The organism is Maribacter sp. LLG6340-A2, from assembly GCF_045057105.1.
GTDB lineage: Bacteria > Bacteroidota > Bacteroidia > Flavobacteriales > Flavobacteriaceae > Maribacter.
Genome location: NZ_CP159332.1, coordinates 296,220 through 316,696 on the forward strand (window position 1 = coordinate 296,220; position 20,477 = coordinate 316,696).

Here is a 20,477-nt window from a genome sequence, read left to right on the forward strand (position 1 = left end):
ACTCAGCCCTTAGTATTGATCTTTATAATCTGAATTTCATCATTATTATTGGCGACTATAACAAAGTTAGATTCCCTGCCCCTTAAATACCTTACTCTTTTAGCATCCTTATTGATAAACAATCCGGTTTCATTAATGGTTTTTGGTGTAAAAGCACCCTTACCATCTCCCAACATCAATAGCCCAGTACCCGCATCATTTCTTGGCGTTTCTACTTCAAAACCATAGTTGTTACCTACAATCACTGTATCTAAATTGCCATCGTTATTAAAGTCTTGCACCAACATATCTTCAATATTTGAAAACTGTGCCTGTACGGGCAATGCTTTTTGCTGAAACCTACCGTTACCTAAATTTTCAATATAGATTGATGCAAAAGTATCGGTCATATAATGCAAGGCCTCTTCTAAGTTATCCTTACCGTAAACCTCATCAATCTCTAAAGAGGCAAATAAGTCATACTTTTTAAATTCATCTTTAAGGCTTGGAATTTGTTGAGATGAGCACGAAAAACCCCTTAATGGAAAATGCTTATCATTGTTATAATATCCTAAGACAATATCACTGCTTCCATTACCGTCAAAATCGTCATAATAGACATCAAACGGGTTTTTTTTGGTCGTTTTGTATTTATTGTTCAACCCTAGGTTACCTGCAATAAAATCCATATCCCCATCATTATCAAAATCGCCCTGTTGCAGACTATTCCACCATCCTGCAGTATTCTTAAAATCACTGACCTCGGTTTTGGAAAGCTTTCCTTGGTCGTTATTCAATACTGTAATAGGCATCCACTCCCCTACCAAAAATAAATCTAGATCACCATCTGCATCATGATCAGACCAAATAGCATCGGTAACCATTCCTATATTCTTTAATTCAGGTGCCAATTCATCTGTTTTATTGATTAATTGCCCCTGCTCGTTTATATATAACAAACTTGAGCTAGGAATAGGGTATTGGTACGGTATATGCCTGCCTCCTACAAAAATGTCCATATCACCATCGTTATCATAATCCATAGCTTTTACCACAGACCCACTTATAGGTTTTCCGTTTAACAAAGCACCTTTATTAAAATTACCCTTACCATCGTTTAAGTAAAGACGATCCATATAGTGAATATCATTTTTAACATAAGCATTACCACCACTTACCACAAAGAGATCTTTATAGCCATCACCATTTACATCAACAAATACGGCGTCTACATCCTCGTAATTTTTTTCACCTTCCCATAAACGGTCGTTCACACTTGTAAAGTTCCCCTGCTCATCTTGCTGAAACAGTGCAGCCTTTTCCCCAAATGCACCTCCTACAAAAACATCATCCAATCCGTCATTATTAATATCCGCTACGGCCAATGCAGGACCAAATTCTGACATAGTGTGCGGTAATAAAACCTGGTGCGCATAATCATTAAACTTGTTCTCCTTATGTCTAAACTTCAAGGTACTTTTATCCGTATGATCGGTAAACCATTCCGGTTCTTTTTTCTCTGATTTTTTTGTAAATTTCGTTGCCGAACCGACCGCTATTGTAATCTGCTGATTTATTTCAGGATTATATACTACAGACCGTAAACCACTTGGCCAATTAACAATTAAGCTATCTATACCGGTGTGGTTTCCAAGACCAAAATGAACAACAGATTCGCTTGCAGAAAACATGCCACGTGCACTAGTGGTTTCTGCATATTGTTTTTTTTCATCACCATAAAAAATATGGACATTTGCCCCTAGAACTACTTTATTTTTTGGGTCTACCAGTTGCAATCTTATAAAATTGCCCTTTGTATTGTTCCTTAAAATATGTGCTGTTTCATTGACATTGTTCAACACCAAATCCAAATCACCATCATTGTCCAAATCTCCATAGGCGGCTCCACTAGAGAACGTTTTTTTGTCAATTCCCCAACTGTCCGAGACATCTTGAAACTGATATCCATCTTCATTTTTAAAGGATTTGTTCTGCATTTTAGTTGAAGGAAATAGTTCAACCATTTCATTATGGTCTACAACATCCCATAAAGAATTATAATTGGCATTGCCATGTTTGGCCACATATTCCTGTAATTTTTTATTGATATACTGTTTTATTTTTACATCTGCATCTGTATTTCTAATATCCCTAACAATACCGTTGGACACGAATATATCCTTGTAGCCATCGTTATTAAAATCGGCAATTAAGGGAGACCAGCTCCAATCCGTACTAGAAACACCGGACAATTGCCCAATCTCACTAAATGTACCATTACCATTATTCATTTGCAGGGCATTGTACATATATTGATGGTTCCACCCCTTATTTACAATTTTCCAAAACTGATCCGGATTCATACCGCTCATGTTAGATTTTAGCCTAAAATTATCATTGGCCGCCATATCTACCGTAAACACATCCAATAGCATATCATTATTTATATCGGCAACATCTACTCCCATGGCATAATAAGAAGTATGTTTAAATGCGGTATTGGATTCATTTTTAAATGTCTTATCGCCTTGATTGATAAAAAGCGCATCTGGAGCATCAAAATCATTGGCTACCACAATATCTGGATAACCGTCTTTGTTAAAATCTGCCACAGTAACGGCATTGGCATATGAAGGACTAAGGACATTGGCTTCCTTGGATACATTTATAAATACCCCATTCTTGTTCTCATATAATTGTGGTGCGTATTGATTATCTGTCAGTTTGCCATTATCCGACAAGACCTTATATTTAGAATATAACCCAGGATTTGGAGGTTGCCTTAACAAAAAGGCATCTAAATCACCATCTAGATCATAGTCTAAAAACGCAGCTCCGCGAGTTCTTGTAGTATCTCCCAAGCCTACTTTTTGAGCCTCTTCCACAAATGTATTGTTTCCTTTATTGATATATAATTTGTTACGTCTCCAATCTGGGCGATCATCATATAATTCTTTTGTGACATAAATATCCAAGAGTCCGTCATTATTAATATCTATCATAGATACGGATGAGGACCAACCTTCATCGACCGCCAAAATGCCGCTTTTCTTGGTAATATCCTCAAAAACAAAATCTCCCTTGTTTATGTATAACCTATCCTTTTCTTGATTGCCGCAAAAATAAATATCCAATAAACCATCATTATTTATATCCCCTATACCCACTCCTGCTCCTTGGTAAAAATTATCATAGATGAAAAAATTTGCTTCATCTGTAGGTTTTAATTTGTTATTAAAATCAACATTGGTCTGTCTAGCCGGCATGTACTGAAACAGCTTATTATGTTGGCCATTTACATATACGGACATAAAAAGCGTTAAAAGAATAATTTTCTTCATGGACTTAATTTCAATAGGGTTTTAATACAATAATAGAACAGAGGAAATTAGCAAATAATTCATTTAGAATTCTATCGTTTTTTATAAAATCCGAAAATAAAAAAAGGAGATTTTTACAAATCTCCCCTTTTCATTACACTAACTCAACACTTGTATCTGTACTAAAAACTTAGCTATTAATACAGATTTCATATTTTAAAATTATTCAGCATCCCACCAAACTCTAGTGGTCAACAAATCCGGACCTTGACTTGCAACGGCCGCATCATAATTTTCTTTATTGGTAACTGCCTCTCCGGTAAAGTAGGTCAACCTTCTAGGAATAGTACCATTGGTAACGTTTCCAGGATAGTTCACAGGAGTCAATACAGGAAACCCTGTTCTTCTCCAGTTAGCAAAGGCCTCATATTCATTCAGGAACGTTGCCGCCCAATATTGAGTATTAATTTGCTCTAAAGCATTTGCTGGATCATATGGATTATCCGCTAAATACGCAGCAATATCCGCATCGTCAATGGCAGCGTCTTCAGAATATAGTTCCAAAAACTTCATTGCAGCAGTAACCCCTGCATTATAATGGTCTTCTGCAGCGGCAGCACCACCAGCTAGACCCCATCTTACGGCAGATTCCGCTAACATAAACTCAACCTCTGCATATGTTTGGAAGAACATAGGAGCATCCAATCCTTGTAAGATATTAGAATTTACTTCAGAATAGGTAGACATATCATCTCCACCAGGTGCATCTGCAATAGTAGTACCATCATACCCGTTTGGCAATCCTTTTTGCACGGAAACATCATTGTTACCATCTGGCAATGCTACTAAAACCGGCATTCTTGGGTCTCCTTGTAAGAAATCCATAAAAGTCTTACTAATTCTAGAAGAACGGTCCGCTAAAAATACTTCGCTATTTCCGTTTTGTAATATTCCGTTACCGGTCTGGTGAATAACATAGGCAATATCTTCATTAGAAGTCATTACACCACCTTCTATAGCAGTTTGAGCCCATTGTTGAGCCAAGGCCGGATCTCTTTTTACCAAACGTAAACCTAAACGCAACATCATAGAGTTGGCCCATTTCTTCCATTTGGTCAAATCACCATTAAAAATGATATCAGAAGTACCCAAAGCACTAGTACCACCGTTTAAAGCATCCGATGCTTCCTTAAGCTCATTCAACATATCATTATAAATGAACTCTTGGTCATCATAAACAGGTCTTAATACCCCGTCAATAAAACCTTTACCGGCTTCACTGTAAGGAATATCACCATAAATATCAGTTAACCTATGGTAGGAGAATACACGTAGTATCCTAACCATTGCATATTCTGGAGATGCTGTCAATTCATCAGCTTCTAACTGAGCCTTCATATCTTCCAAGGTCTTGATAGCCTGTGGATATTCCGCCTCCCATAAAGCACCTGCATAACCGGTACTTAAGGTGTATTTATCCCCGTTCCAATACCCTTGGGTACTAGCCAGGTGCTGCATCATTACGGAGCAATAAATAAAATTACCCCTCCACGACTCATAACGTTGTCCTGCCGTATATAATACAGCTTGTGGAAATTTGTATTTAACATCTAAGGTTGGAGCATATGTAGGGTCTACATTGATATCCTCAAAACCTTTATCACAAGACGTGAAGAAGAGCATTGAAAATACCGCTAAATAAAATATATTTTTCATAGTTTTCCTTTTTAAAATTTAACATTTAAACTTAATCCGTAGCTTCTAGTTGAAGGAAGACCAAAACGCTCTAAACCTGCACCAAAACTAGCGTTGAATGAAGATTCTGGATCAATATCCTGTGTATTCCTCATGATGTAGAATAAATTTCTAGCGATCAAGGAAATGTTGGCGCTCTTCAAGAAAGTTTTAGATATTACACTAGATGGCAAATTATAGCCCAAACTAAGTTGTCTAAGTTTTATAAAGTCCGCATCCTGAATATGGGCTTCTGCTATAGAGTAAATTCTCTGGTAGTAAGAACTTACATTTTCTGGAGCAATAGTAGTTGAAAAAGGAGCACCATCTGCATCTACACCACTAACGGATAATCCATTTTCCCTTCCTTCCAACGTATTTTTACTTGCGCCATAATATGTAGCATAAGCACTTGTACCTGAAGCTATTTCAGCACCAAACTTAGCATCTATCAAGAAATTAAGGTTAAAGTCCTTATAACGGAAGTTATTGGTAAGACCCATTGAATAAGGTGCCACACCGTTTCCTAAGAATTTATTTTCTCCTATAGACGGCGTACCGTTACTATCATATTGAATTTCACCTGCTTCATTTCTAATGAAAGACGTACCGTACAATGCACCTATTGGCTTACCAACTATTGCACCAGACTGTACATTGACACCTGTTGCTTGGTCTCCTGCAAAAATTGGGTTGTCATCATCATCTGTCTTAACTACCAAGTTTTCATTATAACCTAGGTTATACGTAACGTCCCAGTTGAAGTTTTCCGTTCTAACCGGAGCACCTGTCAAAAGTAATTCTATACCTTGGTTGGTTACTTCACCAATGTTGATGACCGCTTTTGTAAAGCCTGTAGTTCTAGAAATATCTATTGGTACAATATCATCTGTAGTCTTATTGTTATAATAGGCTACATCAAGACCTAATCTATTATTGAACATCTTAAGGTCAAAACCTATTTCATATTCAGATTTGGAAAAAGGCGTAAGGTTAATGTTTGGAAGCTTATTAGAATCCGCACCACCAACACCACCAATGGAAACAGGAGTTCCCGTAGCCGTATAGGTATCATTAATACCGTATACCAATGATAGTTGGTATGGATCATTAGCACCACCACCTATATCAGAATATCCTGCACGTATTTTACCAAAAGTAATCCAACTTGGCATTTGAAAAGCATCAGAAAATATGAAACTTGAACTAACCGATGGATAGAAGTAAGAGTTTGGAGAGGTCTTACCTGCTAAAGATAAGGTAGAGAACCAGTCATTTCTTCCTGTTACCGTTAGATATAAATAGTTGTCATAAGATAATTCCGTAGAAAAGTAAACACCTGATCTTTTGTTTTTTGAAAACGAGTACCCGTAATTCTTTCTGGCAACGTTACCAATGGTTACCAAATCAGGAATTACAAAATCCTGACCGTTTAGTTCTGTTCTTTCATTGGTGAAGGTGTTACTGTTAGCCCCTAAAACAATGTTCGTTGCAAACTTTTCAGTAATATCTTTTTCTATACCTAAAATTACATCTGCATCTACGGTAGATACATTATAGGTAGTTTCTGTCATACCACCCAAGTTCTTATATGCAGTTCCGTAAGGTTCTACATTGGTAATGCTTGCCGTATACTGATCAATACCAGCTCTACCCATTGCATATAACCAATCTGTTAATTCATATCTTAACGTACCGGAGCCAATAAATCTGTTTTTGTCACTCTCGTTGTTAAATCTTTCAGTTACCCAGTATGGGTTTTGGTGATAGGTACTTGCGGTTGAAATTAAATATTCAGAACCAACTTCGTTATATCCTGGTCTTGAATCTAAACCTGCAACGGTTGTTCCTTCCTGAAAGAAACCTGGCTGGTAATCTGCCACGTTTACGTTTGCTGGTGATAATGCTACCGTAAAGTTGGAGTTACCTGGAGAATCTGATAATCTTGGTCTATTCTTTACATTTTCTATGACATATTTTCCATTAATGTCCAAAGTTAATTTCTCGTTCATTACCACACCGGCATTAATAGAGAACGATTTTCTATTTAAACCAGCATTTGGCGTTATATCCGAGTTGGTTAAATCTGTACCTGAAAACCTAAAGTTGTACCCTTCACCAGATTTGCTTACTGCAACCGTGTTGGTAAATGTGGTAGCTGTATTAAAAAAGTTCTTTACGTTATCACCTGCATTGCTATACGGTCTACTAACCCCATCAAACTGCACAACACTTGACCCATCTAATTTGGCACCCCAAGAACTAATACCGGCATCTAAGGCCTCTAATCTATCAGCTGGTGCTACACCATTGGTTCCTTGACCGTATTCTTTTTGAAAATCGTACAAATCTGTCATAGCAGATTCCATTAACAAAGAACTTGAATATTCAACACCGAAACCGTTTTGCTGTTTACCAGATTTTGTATTGATGATAATAACACCATTTGCCGCTCTTGAACCGTATAATGCCGCTGCGGCACCACCTTTAAGAACACTCATGCTTTCAATGTCATCTGGGTTGATACTAGAAATACCATCACCAAAATCCGCACCGCCCCAACGGCTGGCAGATCCTAAATTCTGGTTGTTGATAGGAATACCATCTACTACATATAAAGGTTGGTTGGTACCACTAGCAGAAGAAGCACCACGAATAACCACATTACTGGTACCCGAAGCACCGGTTGCAGAACCTGTAATATTAACACCTGCTACCTTACCTTGTAATGAATTAATGGCACTTACCGTTTTTACACCGGATAGCTCACCACCATCCACTTGTGTAAGCGAGTATCCTAAGGCCTTTTCCTCCTTTTTAATACCTAGTGCCGTTACAATTACCTCGCCCAACTGTTCTGCATCCTCCTCCAAGGTTACATTAATAACGGTTTGGCCAGATACCGCAACTTCTTTTTTGGTAAAACCGATAGAGCTAAATACCAAGGTAGCAGAACCATCAGTAACATTAATGGAATAATTACCATCAAAATCTGCGGATGTACCATTGCTAGTACCTTTTTCTACAACGTTCACACCAGGGAGGGGAGTTCCCGACTGGTCTGTTATTGTACCTGAAACCGCTTGTGAAAATGCCCCTTGAAAGGACAGCATAGCCACAAACAGCAATACATAGTTGAATTTTTGAATCATTATTGAATTGTTTAAATTAGTTATTTAGTTTAACGTTCTAATAAGGTTTTCTTAATATCAAATATAGAGTCTACAGAAACCTTTAAAATGAAGGATATTCGCCATCACTTGTACAATATTTGCATTATTGTTTTTATGCATTTCCGAACTATACTGATATTCAGATGAATTCAGAAATTTCTCACCTCCTTCCGTCTTTGATTCATCATGAAACTATAATTTTAATTATACTTATATTTCTTTAGCATCAATAACCCTATATATGTAAAGGAATCAAGCCACATTACATTATAATTGACACATTTCTATTCCTGACTTGATAAATTGCTGTATTTCCTATTTTTAAGTCTAATTTTATGGGAATCCATCAAAATTCAAACTCAAACATTCATATACGTTCAATTATTACAATCTGCAATTTTGTTCAAGTTTTAACCATACCTTTTGCTTGATTATTGACCAAGTTTATACTGCTTGATAATTTTCCATTGATCATCAGTAATTGCAGGACCATCAAAAAACGATACGCCTTTTGCCCCATTTTCCTTGGCAAGGTTCATAGCGTTCAAAAGTTCCTCTGCTGGCATTTCCGGAACGTATATCCCAGTATGTAATTCCACTTTTCGTTTTTCAAGGTCCGTTACACCCTGCTTGGTTGCATAACCGATCCACCCTATTTCCTCGTTGTAGAACTGGTTATAGATCATAGGCAGTACGGCATCAATATTCCATTTATCCCAACGTTGACGTACCATATGATCTGCCATTTCTGGGTAAGGGAATACGGCGGCCGTTAAATTTTTACCATTTGCATGTGCTATTTCATAAGATGCATCTACTACCGCCTTCACCCTATTCAACCTAAAATTTTTCCATTCCATATCAATGGCAGGATTGGTAAAATCATTTGGATTTTTATGGTGTAACTTTTCAAAGGTAGATGTGCAAACATCACAATAACAAAAATCATAAGTTGGTAATTCTACCTCTTGCTTTAAATTGTATTTTGGCAAAAGCCCAATAGGAAGAAAAATATCCGAATAGCGGATATAGTCTAAATGTACACTGGCCACACCTTCAACCTTTGACAATCCTTCTACCAGACTTAAAATATGTTCCCTAGATTCTTTCCTCGTTGGGCACAACCATTTATAATACCCCACATAAGGTGGTTCGTCATAACAAGATTTTCCATCTCTGCTCACGGCATACCATTCTGGATGTTGTTCCGCTATTTTGTCACCGGGCCTGTTCATTGTAAACATCCAAGCATGCACTTCTAACCCCTTTTCCAAAGCAAAAGGTGTTAATCTTTCTAAAAGTTCTGGGTCTGCGTAGGTATTGATCAACACTGCATCTATACCATTTTCCGCATATTTTGCAAACTCCTCTACATAAGAATCATCTGTTCTAGACGCGTCTGCCGTAATCCATGTCCAAAATTTAAAAGGGCTAGTTTCCTGTTCTACTTTTACTACTGTATTTTTTTCCCCGTTTTGTTCATTGCATGAGCACAAAAACACGGTTAAAAGTATACAGGACAAGAATTTGCCAAAATTATTTTTGCTCAATAAATTTTCCATCTGTGTCTATCATTAATTGTTTTCCACTAAAAGGACTGGTAACATAAATTACATAGCCTTTTAATTCCTCTTTTATATTTATAGCTATGGATTTACCCCTAATTATTTCAGGTACAGCAAGGCTTTCTTCCTTATGCTCTCCCGTCATAATTTTTCGATAAACCTCATACATATACCATTTTATGTATTCATCATCCGGAATTTCAAAACGCTCCGGATGTGCCGTATCTTCGGTAAAATAAACATAGCCCCACCGTTCGGGTTCATGCATATTAATAACTTGTTGCGGACTCCATACCCAATTGTACTCTGGCGTAAAGCTTCCGTCCTCTCTCCGTTTTCTGCTATAGCGCCCATCCGTTAAATCATATTGCCAATTCACTCGCGAAAAATTAATTCGCCAAAACTTGTTCACTGGCGGAGTTGCACCTTTATATGCTTCTCCCATTACTTCCCATGGTATGGAGACCTCTACAGACCAGCCTTTATCAGTATCACTAGGATCGTTTACCGTACCATTAATATGTACTGCCGATCGTAGACCTTTCATATTCCAATGATCCAATACGTTTCCATGATTTCGGTAGGGCTTGGTCAGGTATAAATCCCAAATAGTATTTAAAACATTCATTTCAAATTCCATATAATTATGGGTATCACCATCAGGGTCTATAAATATTTCAAAATCGTTATTATAAAAAATAACCGTATCCCGTTGCTTTAAGGTCCCCCAGACATGGGGCTCTTCCATTTCCGCATAGAAATGCAAATAGGTATCGTCCCAAAGCATTTTCACCCTTGTTTTGTAAGTGGGAGTTAGAACACCTTCTATATCTATGAATTCTGAAGACCATGCCGCATTTTTCCAAGCATCCTCATTTGCCAACCCATCTATATTCAGTTGTTCTTGGTTTTTTTTAGCAACATAGGTATGTGGTATTTGCTGGGCGGTAGTGCTACATGCAAATGAGACACATAGGATTAAAAAATTAAGTAATTTCCGAGTTGTTGGCATTGAAACTAGTTAGTTGTTCTGTTTAAAGCTGGGAACTACGTAGCTTTCTATTTTTAGAAACCAATTACTTTTGCAATAAGGTAAATTGACTTCATCCAATAAAAATTAACAGCGGTACTCTCAAATATTGGAAACCATTTGTTATTATCGCATAAAATTTAGACCAACAACGGGTTTAGAAAGTCGAATAAAGTATTTGAATAGCGCAATATAAATGGCCGTTAAGAAAAGAATTAATGATATTATAGAAAGTAAGAGCTCTGAGAGCTATAAAATTCATTATAAATATCATATCATCTTTTGGTCTATCTACATCTTGTTCAACACTTTACGCTGGGGAAGTTTACATAACGACTATATCTACTCCATAAAAACCAATTTAATAGGGTTCCCCATACACATGGCACTGTCTTACTTTAATGTATATTTCTTGATGCCCGTCTTTGTGTTCAACAAAAGATATTTGGAGTACACCTTGGCCATTTTTGGTTCATTGGTGCTTATGTTAATCGTAAAATTTAATCTCACCTATTATTTAATTGATACCAATGTAATGCCAGAGGCTTCTGAAGTGGTTAACAGCATTACCCTTAATTACGCCATTGTCACCATGTTTGGAGAATTATATGTGGTGTCATTTGTTACCGCCATAAAAATTACCATAGATTGGCTTAGGGAACATCAAAAACTACATGAACTGGAAACAAGACAACTTACCTCTGAACTTAGTTTTTTAAGGTCACAAGTATCTCCGCATTTTTTCTTCAACACCTTGAACAACATTTATTCGCTAACCTTAGAAAAATCTAATAGAGCTCCTGAGGTTGTCCTAAAACTTTCCGAGTTAATGCGCTACCTATTGTATGCGGCAAGGAAAAACAAGCAAGACCTGCAGAGCGAGGTGGAGTTGATACAAAACTATCTTGACCTAGAAAAAATAAGGTTTAATGATTCCCTGACCATTAACATGAACATTACCGGCAATCTGGACAATAAGCGTATTGCCCCTATGCTGTTGATTCCTTTTGTAGAAAACAGTTTTAAGCATGGCGCAAACAAAACCATTGAACCCATGACAATAGACATTAACATTGCGGTAAAGGAGAATGTACTTTATTTTGAAATGACCAACCCTATACCAAAAACGCCCGCAACCAATAGATTAAATGAGGAAGGCGGTATAGGATTGCAAAATGTTAAGAAGAGATTGGAACTTGGGTACCGCCCAGATGAGTATGAACTAGATATTACAACTACCAATAGTATATTTAAAGTGTTTTTAAAATTGAATGTATGAAGAATTTAAAAGCTGTTATTATAGATGATGAACCGTTAGCGGTCAATGTAATCAAAAAATACATAAACGAGGTCAAGGAACTAGAACTTATAGAAACCTTTACCAATGCTGTAGAAGCATCTTCCTATGTGCAAAAAAACGCTGTAGACATCTTATTTCTAGACATTAACATGCCTATTCTAAACGGTCTTGATTTTTTGGAAAACCTAACCAACAAACCCATGGTCATCATAACCACCGCACATGAAGAATATGCCCTTAATTGTTATGAATTGGAGGCTATAGACTATTTGGTAAAACCCATACCTTTTCCAAGATTCCTTAAAGCGGTTAACCGGGTATTGGAACTTAAATCCAACACCAAGGAAATTGGTTCGGAAAAAGATGAAGTGGACCACCTTTTTATTAAGGTGGACAAGAAAAAACATCAAAAAATATACTTTGCCGATATCAGTATTGTTGAAAGCTTAAAAGACTATATAAGAATAAAAACCTCTAAAGGTAATTTTATTGCACATAGGACCTTAAGTAGTTTTACAGACGAACTTCCGTCCCATAAATTCATAAGGATCCACAGATCGTTTACCGTGGCACTGGATAAGGTAGAATTCATAGAAGGCAACAGCCTATCTATTGAAGGTGTTAGATATACCATAGGAAGAAGCTATATTGACGATGTTAAAAAAGCCATTTTTATGTAATTTATAAAATAAGAGTATCTTTAATATGGGCCTTTAAATAATTAATTTAAGGGGAGTATCCATATTATGTACTAAACCTAATTCTTGAAATTACACCTTTTACATAAAAACTTACGATCCAATGTTTTATTCTCATCATTTACAGATGATGAATTCTTAAAACTATGGCACTACCATCCAGAGCTGGAACTCGTGTATATCGTTTCCGGAAAAGGCACCTTATATGTGGGCGATTTTATAGGGAGTTTTGAATCTAATAATATCTTTCTCATTGGTTCCAACATTCCTCATATGTTTGATAGTTCCCCTGATTTTGAAGGGGAATCCTCCTCTATCGTAGTACACTTAAACTATGATTTTTTAAAAAAACTGGGGATGTTGGGTGAAGAATTCAACCATATTAATTCATTATTACTTTTAAGCAATAGGGGCTTAAAATTTAATACTAAGGAGAGTCAAAAATTCAAAAAGCTTTTTCATGAGCTGGAAAAAACTAGTTCAGATGAAAAAGTATTGCAAACCTTAAAGATTCTATATCGTTTATCCCTTATTGAAAACCTGGCCAAACTTGGTAGTATTGAATGGATCGACCAAGTAAACATTAAAGATGACCGTATCAATACCGTTATAGAGTATATTATGATGAATTTCAAGAACGAAATTAAGTTGAATGAAATTGCAGAAATGGTTGCCATGAACAAAACGGCATTTTGTCGCTACTTTAAAAAGAACACCCACAAAACCTTCGTTAATTTTTTAAACGGAGTGCGCATAAATTATGCCTGTAAATTATTAAAGGAAAACAATGCTACGAACTCCGTTAGCATGGCCTGTTTTAACTCTGGTTTTAATAGCTTATCCTATTTCAACCGCATCTTTAAAAAAAATATTGGCTGCGCACCATCAGAATATCGTTAATACAAAATCTAAGCGTTTTCTATATATTTTTGACAATACCTTTCCTCTAGGTACAATTTGAGCATAAATTGTATTGATGAAGGTAAAAATTTAGTTTGATTATTTTTTATAATACATCTATTTTGGTCACAAATTTTAGCTTACTAAGCCCAGAGATAAATTAATTCAATATTGAATGTATAGACGTAATAATTCATTTAGTTTCCCCTACCCAATCATCTTCCTTTGCTTTATTTTTATTTTAATACAAGGATGTTCCCAAAAAAACAACACACTTTTGGTCTTTAGCAAAACTGCAGGTTTTAGACATGGGTCAATAGAGGCCGGGAATTTGGCACTAGAAAAATTAGGTACTGAGCAGGGCTACCAGGTCATTATTACGGAAAATGCCGATTATATTGTTGAAGATTCCTTAAAAAATTATGCAGCGGTAATTTTCAACAATACTACCAGAGATATATTAAATGATGTGCAACAGGCAGATTTTGAACGCTACATACAAGCTGGCGGTGGCTTTGTAGGTATACATGCCGCTACGGATACCGAGTATGATTGGCCGTGGTACAATAAACTTGTAGGTGCCGTTTTTAACGACCACCCCCGTATTCAAGAAGCCAAATTGAACATTGAGAACACTAAACACCCATCTACCGAACATCTAGAAAAATCCTGGATCAAGAGTGATGAATGGTATAATTTCAAGGATATTAATCCAAATATCAACGTGCTGATTTCTATTGATGAAAACAGTTATGAAGGCGGTACGAACCCAGAGGGTCACCCCATATCATGGTACCATGCATATGATGGCGGCAGGGCCTTTTATACGGAAATGGGACATACGGATGAAACGTTTGAAGACCCTACATTTTTATCACATTTATGGGGAGGTATTTCCTATGCTATTGGTGATGGTTCTTTAAATTACGCCCTATCCACTACAGATAGAGTACCCCCAGCCGACCGGTTTGTAAAAAACGTTTTGGATTTTAACCTTAATGAACCCATGGAACTAGATGAGTTGCCCGGTAAAGGTATTCTATTCATTGAACGCCACGGCGCATTAAAACTTTTTGATTTTAAAACGGAACAAACAAAGACCATAGCGCAACTTGAACTTTTTTATGGAAACGAGGACGGGTTATTGGGCTTGGCGGTAGACCCTGATTATGTTGAGAATAACTGGATATACTTGTTATATTCCAATAAGGGAGATATCTCAAAACAACATGTATCACGTTTTACCTTAAAGGATGACATTCTTGATCTGGATTCCGAAAAAATTCTACTGGAAATACCAACCGATCGCCAGTGCTGCCATAGTGGTGGTGCGTTGGAATTTGGTCCTAACGGAAACCTTTTTATTGCGCTAGGAGATAATACCAATCCGTTTGAATCCTCTGGTTTCGCTCCTATGGACGAACGATTGGACAGGGCAGGATTTGATTCCCAGCGTTCTGCGGCCAATACTAATGACCTAAGGGGCAAAATATTACGCATAAAACCCCAGAAAGATGGCAGCTACACTATTCCAGAAGGAAACTTATTTCCTGAAGGAAATGAAAAAACAAGACCGGAAATCTACGCAATGGGACTAAGAAACCCTTTTAGACATTCTATTGATAGCAAAACCGGAATCCTATACTGGGGAGATATAGGACCAGATGCCGGTAAGGCAGACCCCAACAGAGGACCAAGTGGAATGGGTGAATATAATCAGGCAAAAAAAGCCGGTTTTTGGGGATGGCCTTTTACCAGAGGATATAATGAAGCCTATAATGACTTTGATTTTGCGACCAATACTTCGGGTGCCAAATTTGATCCCGCCAACCTTATTAACGATTCTCCTCATAATACCGGAATTCAAAAATTACCGCCGGTACAAAAATCCATGATTCCCATGACCTATTACAGATCAGAAGAATTTCCTTGGATGGGCCAAGGTGGTATTAACCCCATGGCAGGACCCGTATTTCATAAGGACGATATGGCCTCTGCAGAAAACCTTTGGCCAAGCTATTTTGAAGATAAACTTTTTGTTTATGAATGGATGAGAGATTGGATCTACGTCATCACCCTAGATGAGAATCACAATTACGTAAAAGCCGATGCCTTTATGCCTAATGAAGAGTTTTCCCATCCTATGGACATGATATTTGCATCTAACGGAAATATGTACCTTCTTGAATATGGTCAAAAATGGAATTCCCAGAATTTAGACGCCAGATTAAGTAGTATTTCCTATATAAAGGGTAATAGAGAACCCGTTGCAAAATTTACACATGACAAAACGGTTGGTGCCGCACCTTTGACGGTTGCTTTTTCCGCAGAAGACTCCAAGGACTTTGATCATGACAAACTTTCCTATGATTGGTACTTTACCGGAGATACTTCACAGTCACAAGAAATGAATACCGAGTTTACTTTTACCGAAGATGGCATCTATAACGTAACCTTACAAGTAACGGACAGTAAAGGAAATACAGCATCTACCCATTCAAAAATATTGGTAGGTAACGATGCCCCCACCCTTACTATTGAAGTAGCCAACAATGATACCATATACTGGGACGGTAAAAAAATAGACTACACTATCCTCGTTGAAGACAAGCAAGATGGTTCTACGGCCAACCAAACCATTGCCGCAGAAGATGTTAAGGTCACATTTGATTATATTCCGGAGGGTCGGGATTTTGTTAAGGCGACACTAGGCCATCAGCGTAATCTTGAACCTGCTGGAAAAAAAGCCATTGAAGCTTCTGATTGTAAGGCCTGCCACGCCATTAAAGATAAAGTCAACGGTCCTAGTTATATTGATATCGCAAAGCGATATAGTAAGGAGGATACCGGTTATTTGGTTTCCAAAATTATAAAAGGCGGTGGTGGCGCATGGGGAGAAAATGCAATGTCCGCACACCCCCAACTTACCGTGGAGGAAGTTACGCAAATGGTAGACTATATACTTAGCCTAAAACCACAGAAAGAGGGCGTTAAAAAATCATTGCCGTTATCCGGAACTATTACATTTAACGAACATATAAATAAACCTGGCGAAGGTAATTATGTGCTCATGGCCTCATACCGTGACAAAGGCAACCAGACACAACCTAACTCAGCACTTACCGTTAGCGAACAGATGGTCTTTAAGAGTCAAAAAATTGAAGCCGAAGATGCAAACGAAATAAAGGAAGGTACCGGAACTTGGAGCACTAGCAAATCTAGGGTGGTTGGGGTTCTACAACATGGATCTTTCTTAAAGTTCAATGCTATACCACTTGAAAATCTAAGAAATTTAAAATTTGCCGCCTTCTTTAACCAAGATCAAGAATTTAAAGGAACCTTGGAAATTCATGAAAATAGTTTGGACGGACCGTTGATCGGCAAACAAAATCTTGCTCATAATGGTGAGGAAGAAACTGTGTATTATACTATTCCTGTATCCCCTACTGTTGCCAAGGCCAACTTATTCCTTGTTTTTAATTATGAGCAGGACCCCACACAAAATATTTGCCATGCAGACTGGATTTCATTTGACTATAAAAGGTAATATAGCACGGTAAAGTAAGAAGGCTTCAAACTAGTTTGAAGCCTTTTTTATTTAAAAACCTTATCCGTTATTTACCCGATATTATACGCCCATCTTCCATTTCAATAATATAGTCCGTACGTTTGGCAAAATCCTCGTCATGGGTAACCACTAAAAGGGACAACCCTTCTTCTTCCTTTAATCTTTTAAAAATATTGAACACATTATCAGAGTTATAACTATCTAAATTACCGGTAGGCTCATCACCCATTAATATAGAAGGATTATTGATCAGAGCCCTGGCAATTGCAACCCGTTGTTTTTCGCCACCAGAAATGCGCGATGCTTTTTGTTTTGCTAATTTTTCTATACCCAACATTCTTAATTTTTCATAAGCATCATGCGCTATTTCCAACTCAGGTTTACGGGCCAATTTTTTAGCGGGAAGCATTACATTTTCCAATACACTGAACTCCGATAACAAATAATGAAACTGAAACACAAAACCTATATGTTCATTTCTTATTCTGGAAAGTTCCGATGCCGGCTTACCCGTTATTAGGGTGTCATTTAAAAACAATTCTCCCGTGTAATCCGTATCCATTGAAGAAAGTATATAAAGTAAAGTAGACTTCCCTGAACCCGACTTGCCCATGATAGATGCAAATTCCCCTGGTTTTATCGCAAAGGAAATATCCTTAAGGACATGAAAATCCTTAGGTTTTAAAAAATGCTTGTTGATATTTTTAGCCTCTAAAACATTTTTCATTTCAACACCATTTTAAGTACCTCTAATAATTTTGACCGGATCTATATGTTTTGCCTTATTGGATGGTAGCCAGCCTGCAATACAGGTAGAAATTAACGTGAACACAATTCCTATGGCATAATATGCACCATTAAAATTTACAGGATATGTATTTATGGTGGGCAACGCTTCTGTCTCAAAAGGCAGACCATCAATGATTATGGAAAGTACAAACCCCAATACCAAACCTAAAATTCCACCTACTATACCTATGATCATAGCTTGACTCATGAATATGAACTGAACATCCGTACCTGAAAAACCCGTTGCTTTCAAAATGGCTATATCCTTCATTTTTTCATAAATAAGCATATTAAGGATATTATAAATACCAAAACCAGCAACGATAAGCAAAGTGATGGAAACGGCATAGGTAATTAAATTTCTAATATTTGAACCTGTCTCAAATTGTGCATTGGCCTCATTGATATCCGTTGCCGTAACGTTAAATTGTTGTTCTAGAAATTCTGCCAATTGTGGTGAACGTTCAATATCGTGAAGCTTAATATTGATATCGGTAATATAATTTTGCGATTTACCAAGAATACGCTGTACCGTCTTTAAATTACAAAAGCTCTGTACGTTATCCACATCGGCAATACCGCTTTGATATAGACCAACAATCTTTAAGGGTACTAGTGCCCCGGCAACGGTACTCACTTGAACCCTATCTCCCACGGACAAGGACATTTTGCTCGCCAGACCTGCACCCAATAAGATTCCGTTATCTATATTCCTTAAAGCTTCTGGAGAACCCTGTACAATATAATCGCGCATATTGGACAATCTTGTTTCTTCCATAATATCCACCCCTACTATACTGCCCCCTAATTCAATAGATCCGGAGAGATAAAAAATCTGTGCGCGTACTTGGGGCGTAGCCCCTTTTACAACATCTTTATTTTTTAAATAGTTAAGGATTGGAACCGCATTATGTATTTTCTTTTGTCCTAATTTGGGCTTAATGGAACTTATAATGTGGACCGAATTTTCAAACTCATCGTAAAGCGAAATAGGTTGGTCTTTAGTTGGTGCAATTTCATTATATAAATGAATATGAGGTGTTTGGTTCAAGATTAAACTATCTAACATGGTATTGAGTCCGGTCATAAAACTGACCAGGGTAATATAGGCCCCAATACCAAAGGTTACCCCTAAAGCGGCCGTAACCGTAGATTTCATCTTGGTTAAAAGATGTGTTTTGGCAATGTTTAAAATGACTTTCCAGTTTATCATTGCGTTGGCTTAATTAACAAGGTGGCTTCCGTTATACCGGACAGAATTTCTACCTGTTCCAAATTTTGCAGTCCTACCTGAACATCCACAACGCCTTGTGGAGTCTTAACCTTATTCCCCTCCAACAAATAGCTGCGCGGTATGGTAAGTGCATCTTTCTTTTCGGTGATAAGAATATTTGCTTCACCGGCCAATCCCGGATATAGTAATTTGGGTGGTGAGTTGAACAATGCCTCAATTGTAAACGTCTGTAATCGTTCTTCCTTTTGTGGATATATCTTGCTTACCCTTGCGGTAAAGACTTCATTAGGATAAGCCTCTAAGGTTATTAGCACCTGCTGATCTAATTGTATTTTGATAATATCGACCTCATCAATCAACATTTCAATAATAAAATCATGCTCACTGCCAATTGTGCCAAGGGGCTCTATGGTACTAACCAATTCTCCGGGTTCTTTAAAGAGAGCATATACCCTTCCTGTTATTCTACTATGCACCGTAAAATCCTCTGTCGCTATTTTGGTAGATTGATAACTATTTTGGGCTTGTACCATTTTAGTTTCCAATTCAAAACGCGTTCTAATATAACGCGCTTTTAATGTTTTATGTTGATTTTGGGATAGTTGAAAAGCCAACTTTTTAGTATCAAACTCAGCTTTGGAGCCAATTCCTTGCTCCCAAAGACGTTGCTGTCTGGCAAAATTGATAGAGTCGTTCAGATATTTTAATCTAGCCGCGTAAACCTCATCCTCAATCTCTTTTAAAACTGCGGTGTTACCCTCTAAATTCTCTTTGGATTGCTGTAAGGCCAAAAACGCATTTTCAGTATTCAATCTTGGGGCACGATCAATAATCTGTAGAACAGGGTCGCCTTTTAGAACAAAATCTCCCTCCTCTTTAAAGTTATGGTCCAAGATACCACCTACGGCAGCATAAATATGGTACAAACTATCTGGTTGTACGGTTGCAGATGCATAAACGGACACGGTAAGGGTTGTCCTTTTTGGTGAAATCTTATCTTGATTTCCTTCACACCCCAGAAAAAGCAATGAAAGAACTATGATTTTAAAAAAGCGCATATCATTTAGATTACTTTGACCAAAGTAACTACTAAAGAATATGCTAGCCTATGAGTAAAATCATATAAGCTACATGACCCTCCTTAAAACCAAAGCATTGATTTTAAATTTTATAATGCGCGTTAGTTG

The 20,477-nt window shown here is 37.3% G+C and carries 12 protein-coding genes; 4 read left to right on the forward strand and 8 right to left on the reverse strand.

Annotation, left to right across the window (positions count from 1 at the left end):
• Positions 1-2 precede the first annotated feature (2 nt).
• The 5 genes from ABVM52_RS01320 to ABVM52_RS01340 all read right to left on the reverse strand — a co-directional run bounded on the left by ABVM52_RS01320 (position 3) and on the right by ABVM52_RS01340 (position 10,783).
• Entirely contained in the window at positions 3-3,320 is a 3,318-nt protein-coding gene (locus ABVM52_RS01320) for a VCBS repeat-containing protein (RefSeq protein ID WP_405382947.1), read from the reverse strand.
• Between the two features lie 201 nt (positions 3,321-3,521).
• On the reverse strand, positions 3,522-5,015 hold the full coding sequence (locus ABVM52_RS01325; RefSeq protein WP_405382949.1) for a SusD/RagB family nutrient-binding outer membrane lipoprotein: 1,494 nt from the start codon (positions 5,013-5,015) through the stop codon (positions 3,522-3,524).
• An 11-nt stretch (positions 5,016-5,026) separates the two neighbouring features.
• A complete protein-coding gene (locus ABVM52_RS01330; protein WP_405382951.1) occupies positions 5,027-8,185 on the reverse strand; it encodes a SusC/RagA family TonB-linked outer membrane protein in 3,159 nt (1,052 codons plus the stop codon).
• A 452-nt stretch (positions 8,186-8,637) separates the two neighbouring features.
• Complete coding sequence (locus ABVM52_RS01335; RefSeq protein ID WP_405382953.1) at positions 8,638-9,768, reverse strand: hypothetical protein; 1,131 nt, start codon at positions 9,766-9,768, stop codon at positions 8,638-8,640.
• Positions 9,743-10,783: a carbohydrate-binding family 9-like protein gene (locus ABVM52_RS01340; RefSeq protein ID WP_405382955.1), complete on the reverse strand. Its 1,041-nt coding sequence runs from the start codon at positions 10,781-10,783 to the stop codon at positions 9,743-9,745. Before ABVM52_RS01340 ends, ABVM52_RS01335 begins: the two co-directional genes overlap by 26 nt.
• 214 nt (positions 10,784-10,997) lie before the next feature.
• Here ABVM52_RS01340 and ABVM52_RS01345 point away from each other — a divergent pair, with 214 nt between their 5' ends.
• The 4 genes from ABVM52_RS01345 (at position 10,998) to ABVM52_RS01360 (ending at position 17,246) form a co-directional block, all read left to right on the forward strand.
• Positions 10,998-12,080 carry a sensor histidine kinase gene (locus tag ABVM52_RS01345; protein WP_405382957.1) on the forward strand — a complete coding sequence of 361 codons (1,083 nt, stop codon included), beginning with the start codon at positions 10,998-11,000 and terminating at the stop codon, positions 12,078-12,080.
• Complete coding sequence (locus ABVM52_RS01350; protein WP_405382959.1) at positions 12,077-12,781, forward strand: LytR/AlgR family response regulator transcription factor; 705 nt, start codon at positions 12,077-12,079, stop codon at positions 12,779-12,781. Before ABVM52_RS01345 ends, ABVM52_RS01350 begins: the two co-directional genes overlap by 4 nt.
• 84 nt (positions 12,782-12,865) lie before the next feature.
• The gene (locus ABVM52_RS01355) at positions 12,866-13,699 is read left to right on the forward strand and encodes an AraC family transcriptional regulator (protein WP_405382961.1); all 834 of its coding nucleotides are present in this window, start codon (positions 12,866-12,868) and stop codon (positions 13,697-13,699) included.
• Positions 13,700-13,976: 277 nt separating this feature from the next.
• Complete coding sequence (locus tag ABVM52_RS01360) at positions 13,977-17,246, forward strand: ThuA domain-containing protein (protein WP_405382963.1); 3,270 nt, start codon at positions 13,977-13,979, stop codon at positions 17,244-17,246.
• A gap of 67 nt (positions 17,247-17,313) precedes the next feature.
• On the opposite strand, the gene ABVM52_RS01365 is transcribed toward ABVM52_RS01360, so the two are convergent.
• Genes ABVM52_RS01365 through ABVM52_RS01375 form a run of 3 tightly spaced genes read right to left on the reverse strand, consistent with a single transcriptional unit; the run spans position 17,314 to position 20,348 of the window.
• Complete coding sequence (locus ABVM52_RS01365; protein WP_405382965.1) at positions 17,314-17,994, reverse strand: ABC transporter ATP-binding protein; 681 nt, start codon at positions 17,992-17,994, stop codon at positions 17,314-17,316.
• 12 nt (positions 17,995-18,006) lie between these two features.
• Complete coding sequence (locus ABVM52_RS01370) at positions 18,007-19,269, reverse strand: ABC transporter permease (protein WP_405382967.1); 1,263 nt, start codon at positions 19,267-19,269, stop codon at positions 18,007-18,009.
• Positions 19,266-20,348: an efflux RND transporter periplasmic adaptor subunit gene (locus ABVM52_RS01375; protein ID WP_405382969.1), complete on the reverse strand. Its 1,083-nt coding sequence runs from the start codon at positions 20,346-20,348 to the stop codon at positions 19,266-19,268. Before ABVM52_RS01375 ends, ABVM52_RS01370 begins: the two co-directional genes overlap by 4 nt.
• Between the last annotated feature and the right edge of the window lie 129 nt (positions 20,349-20,477).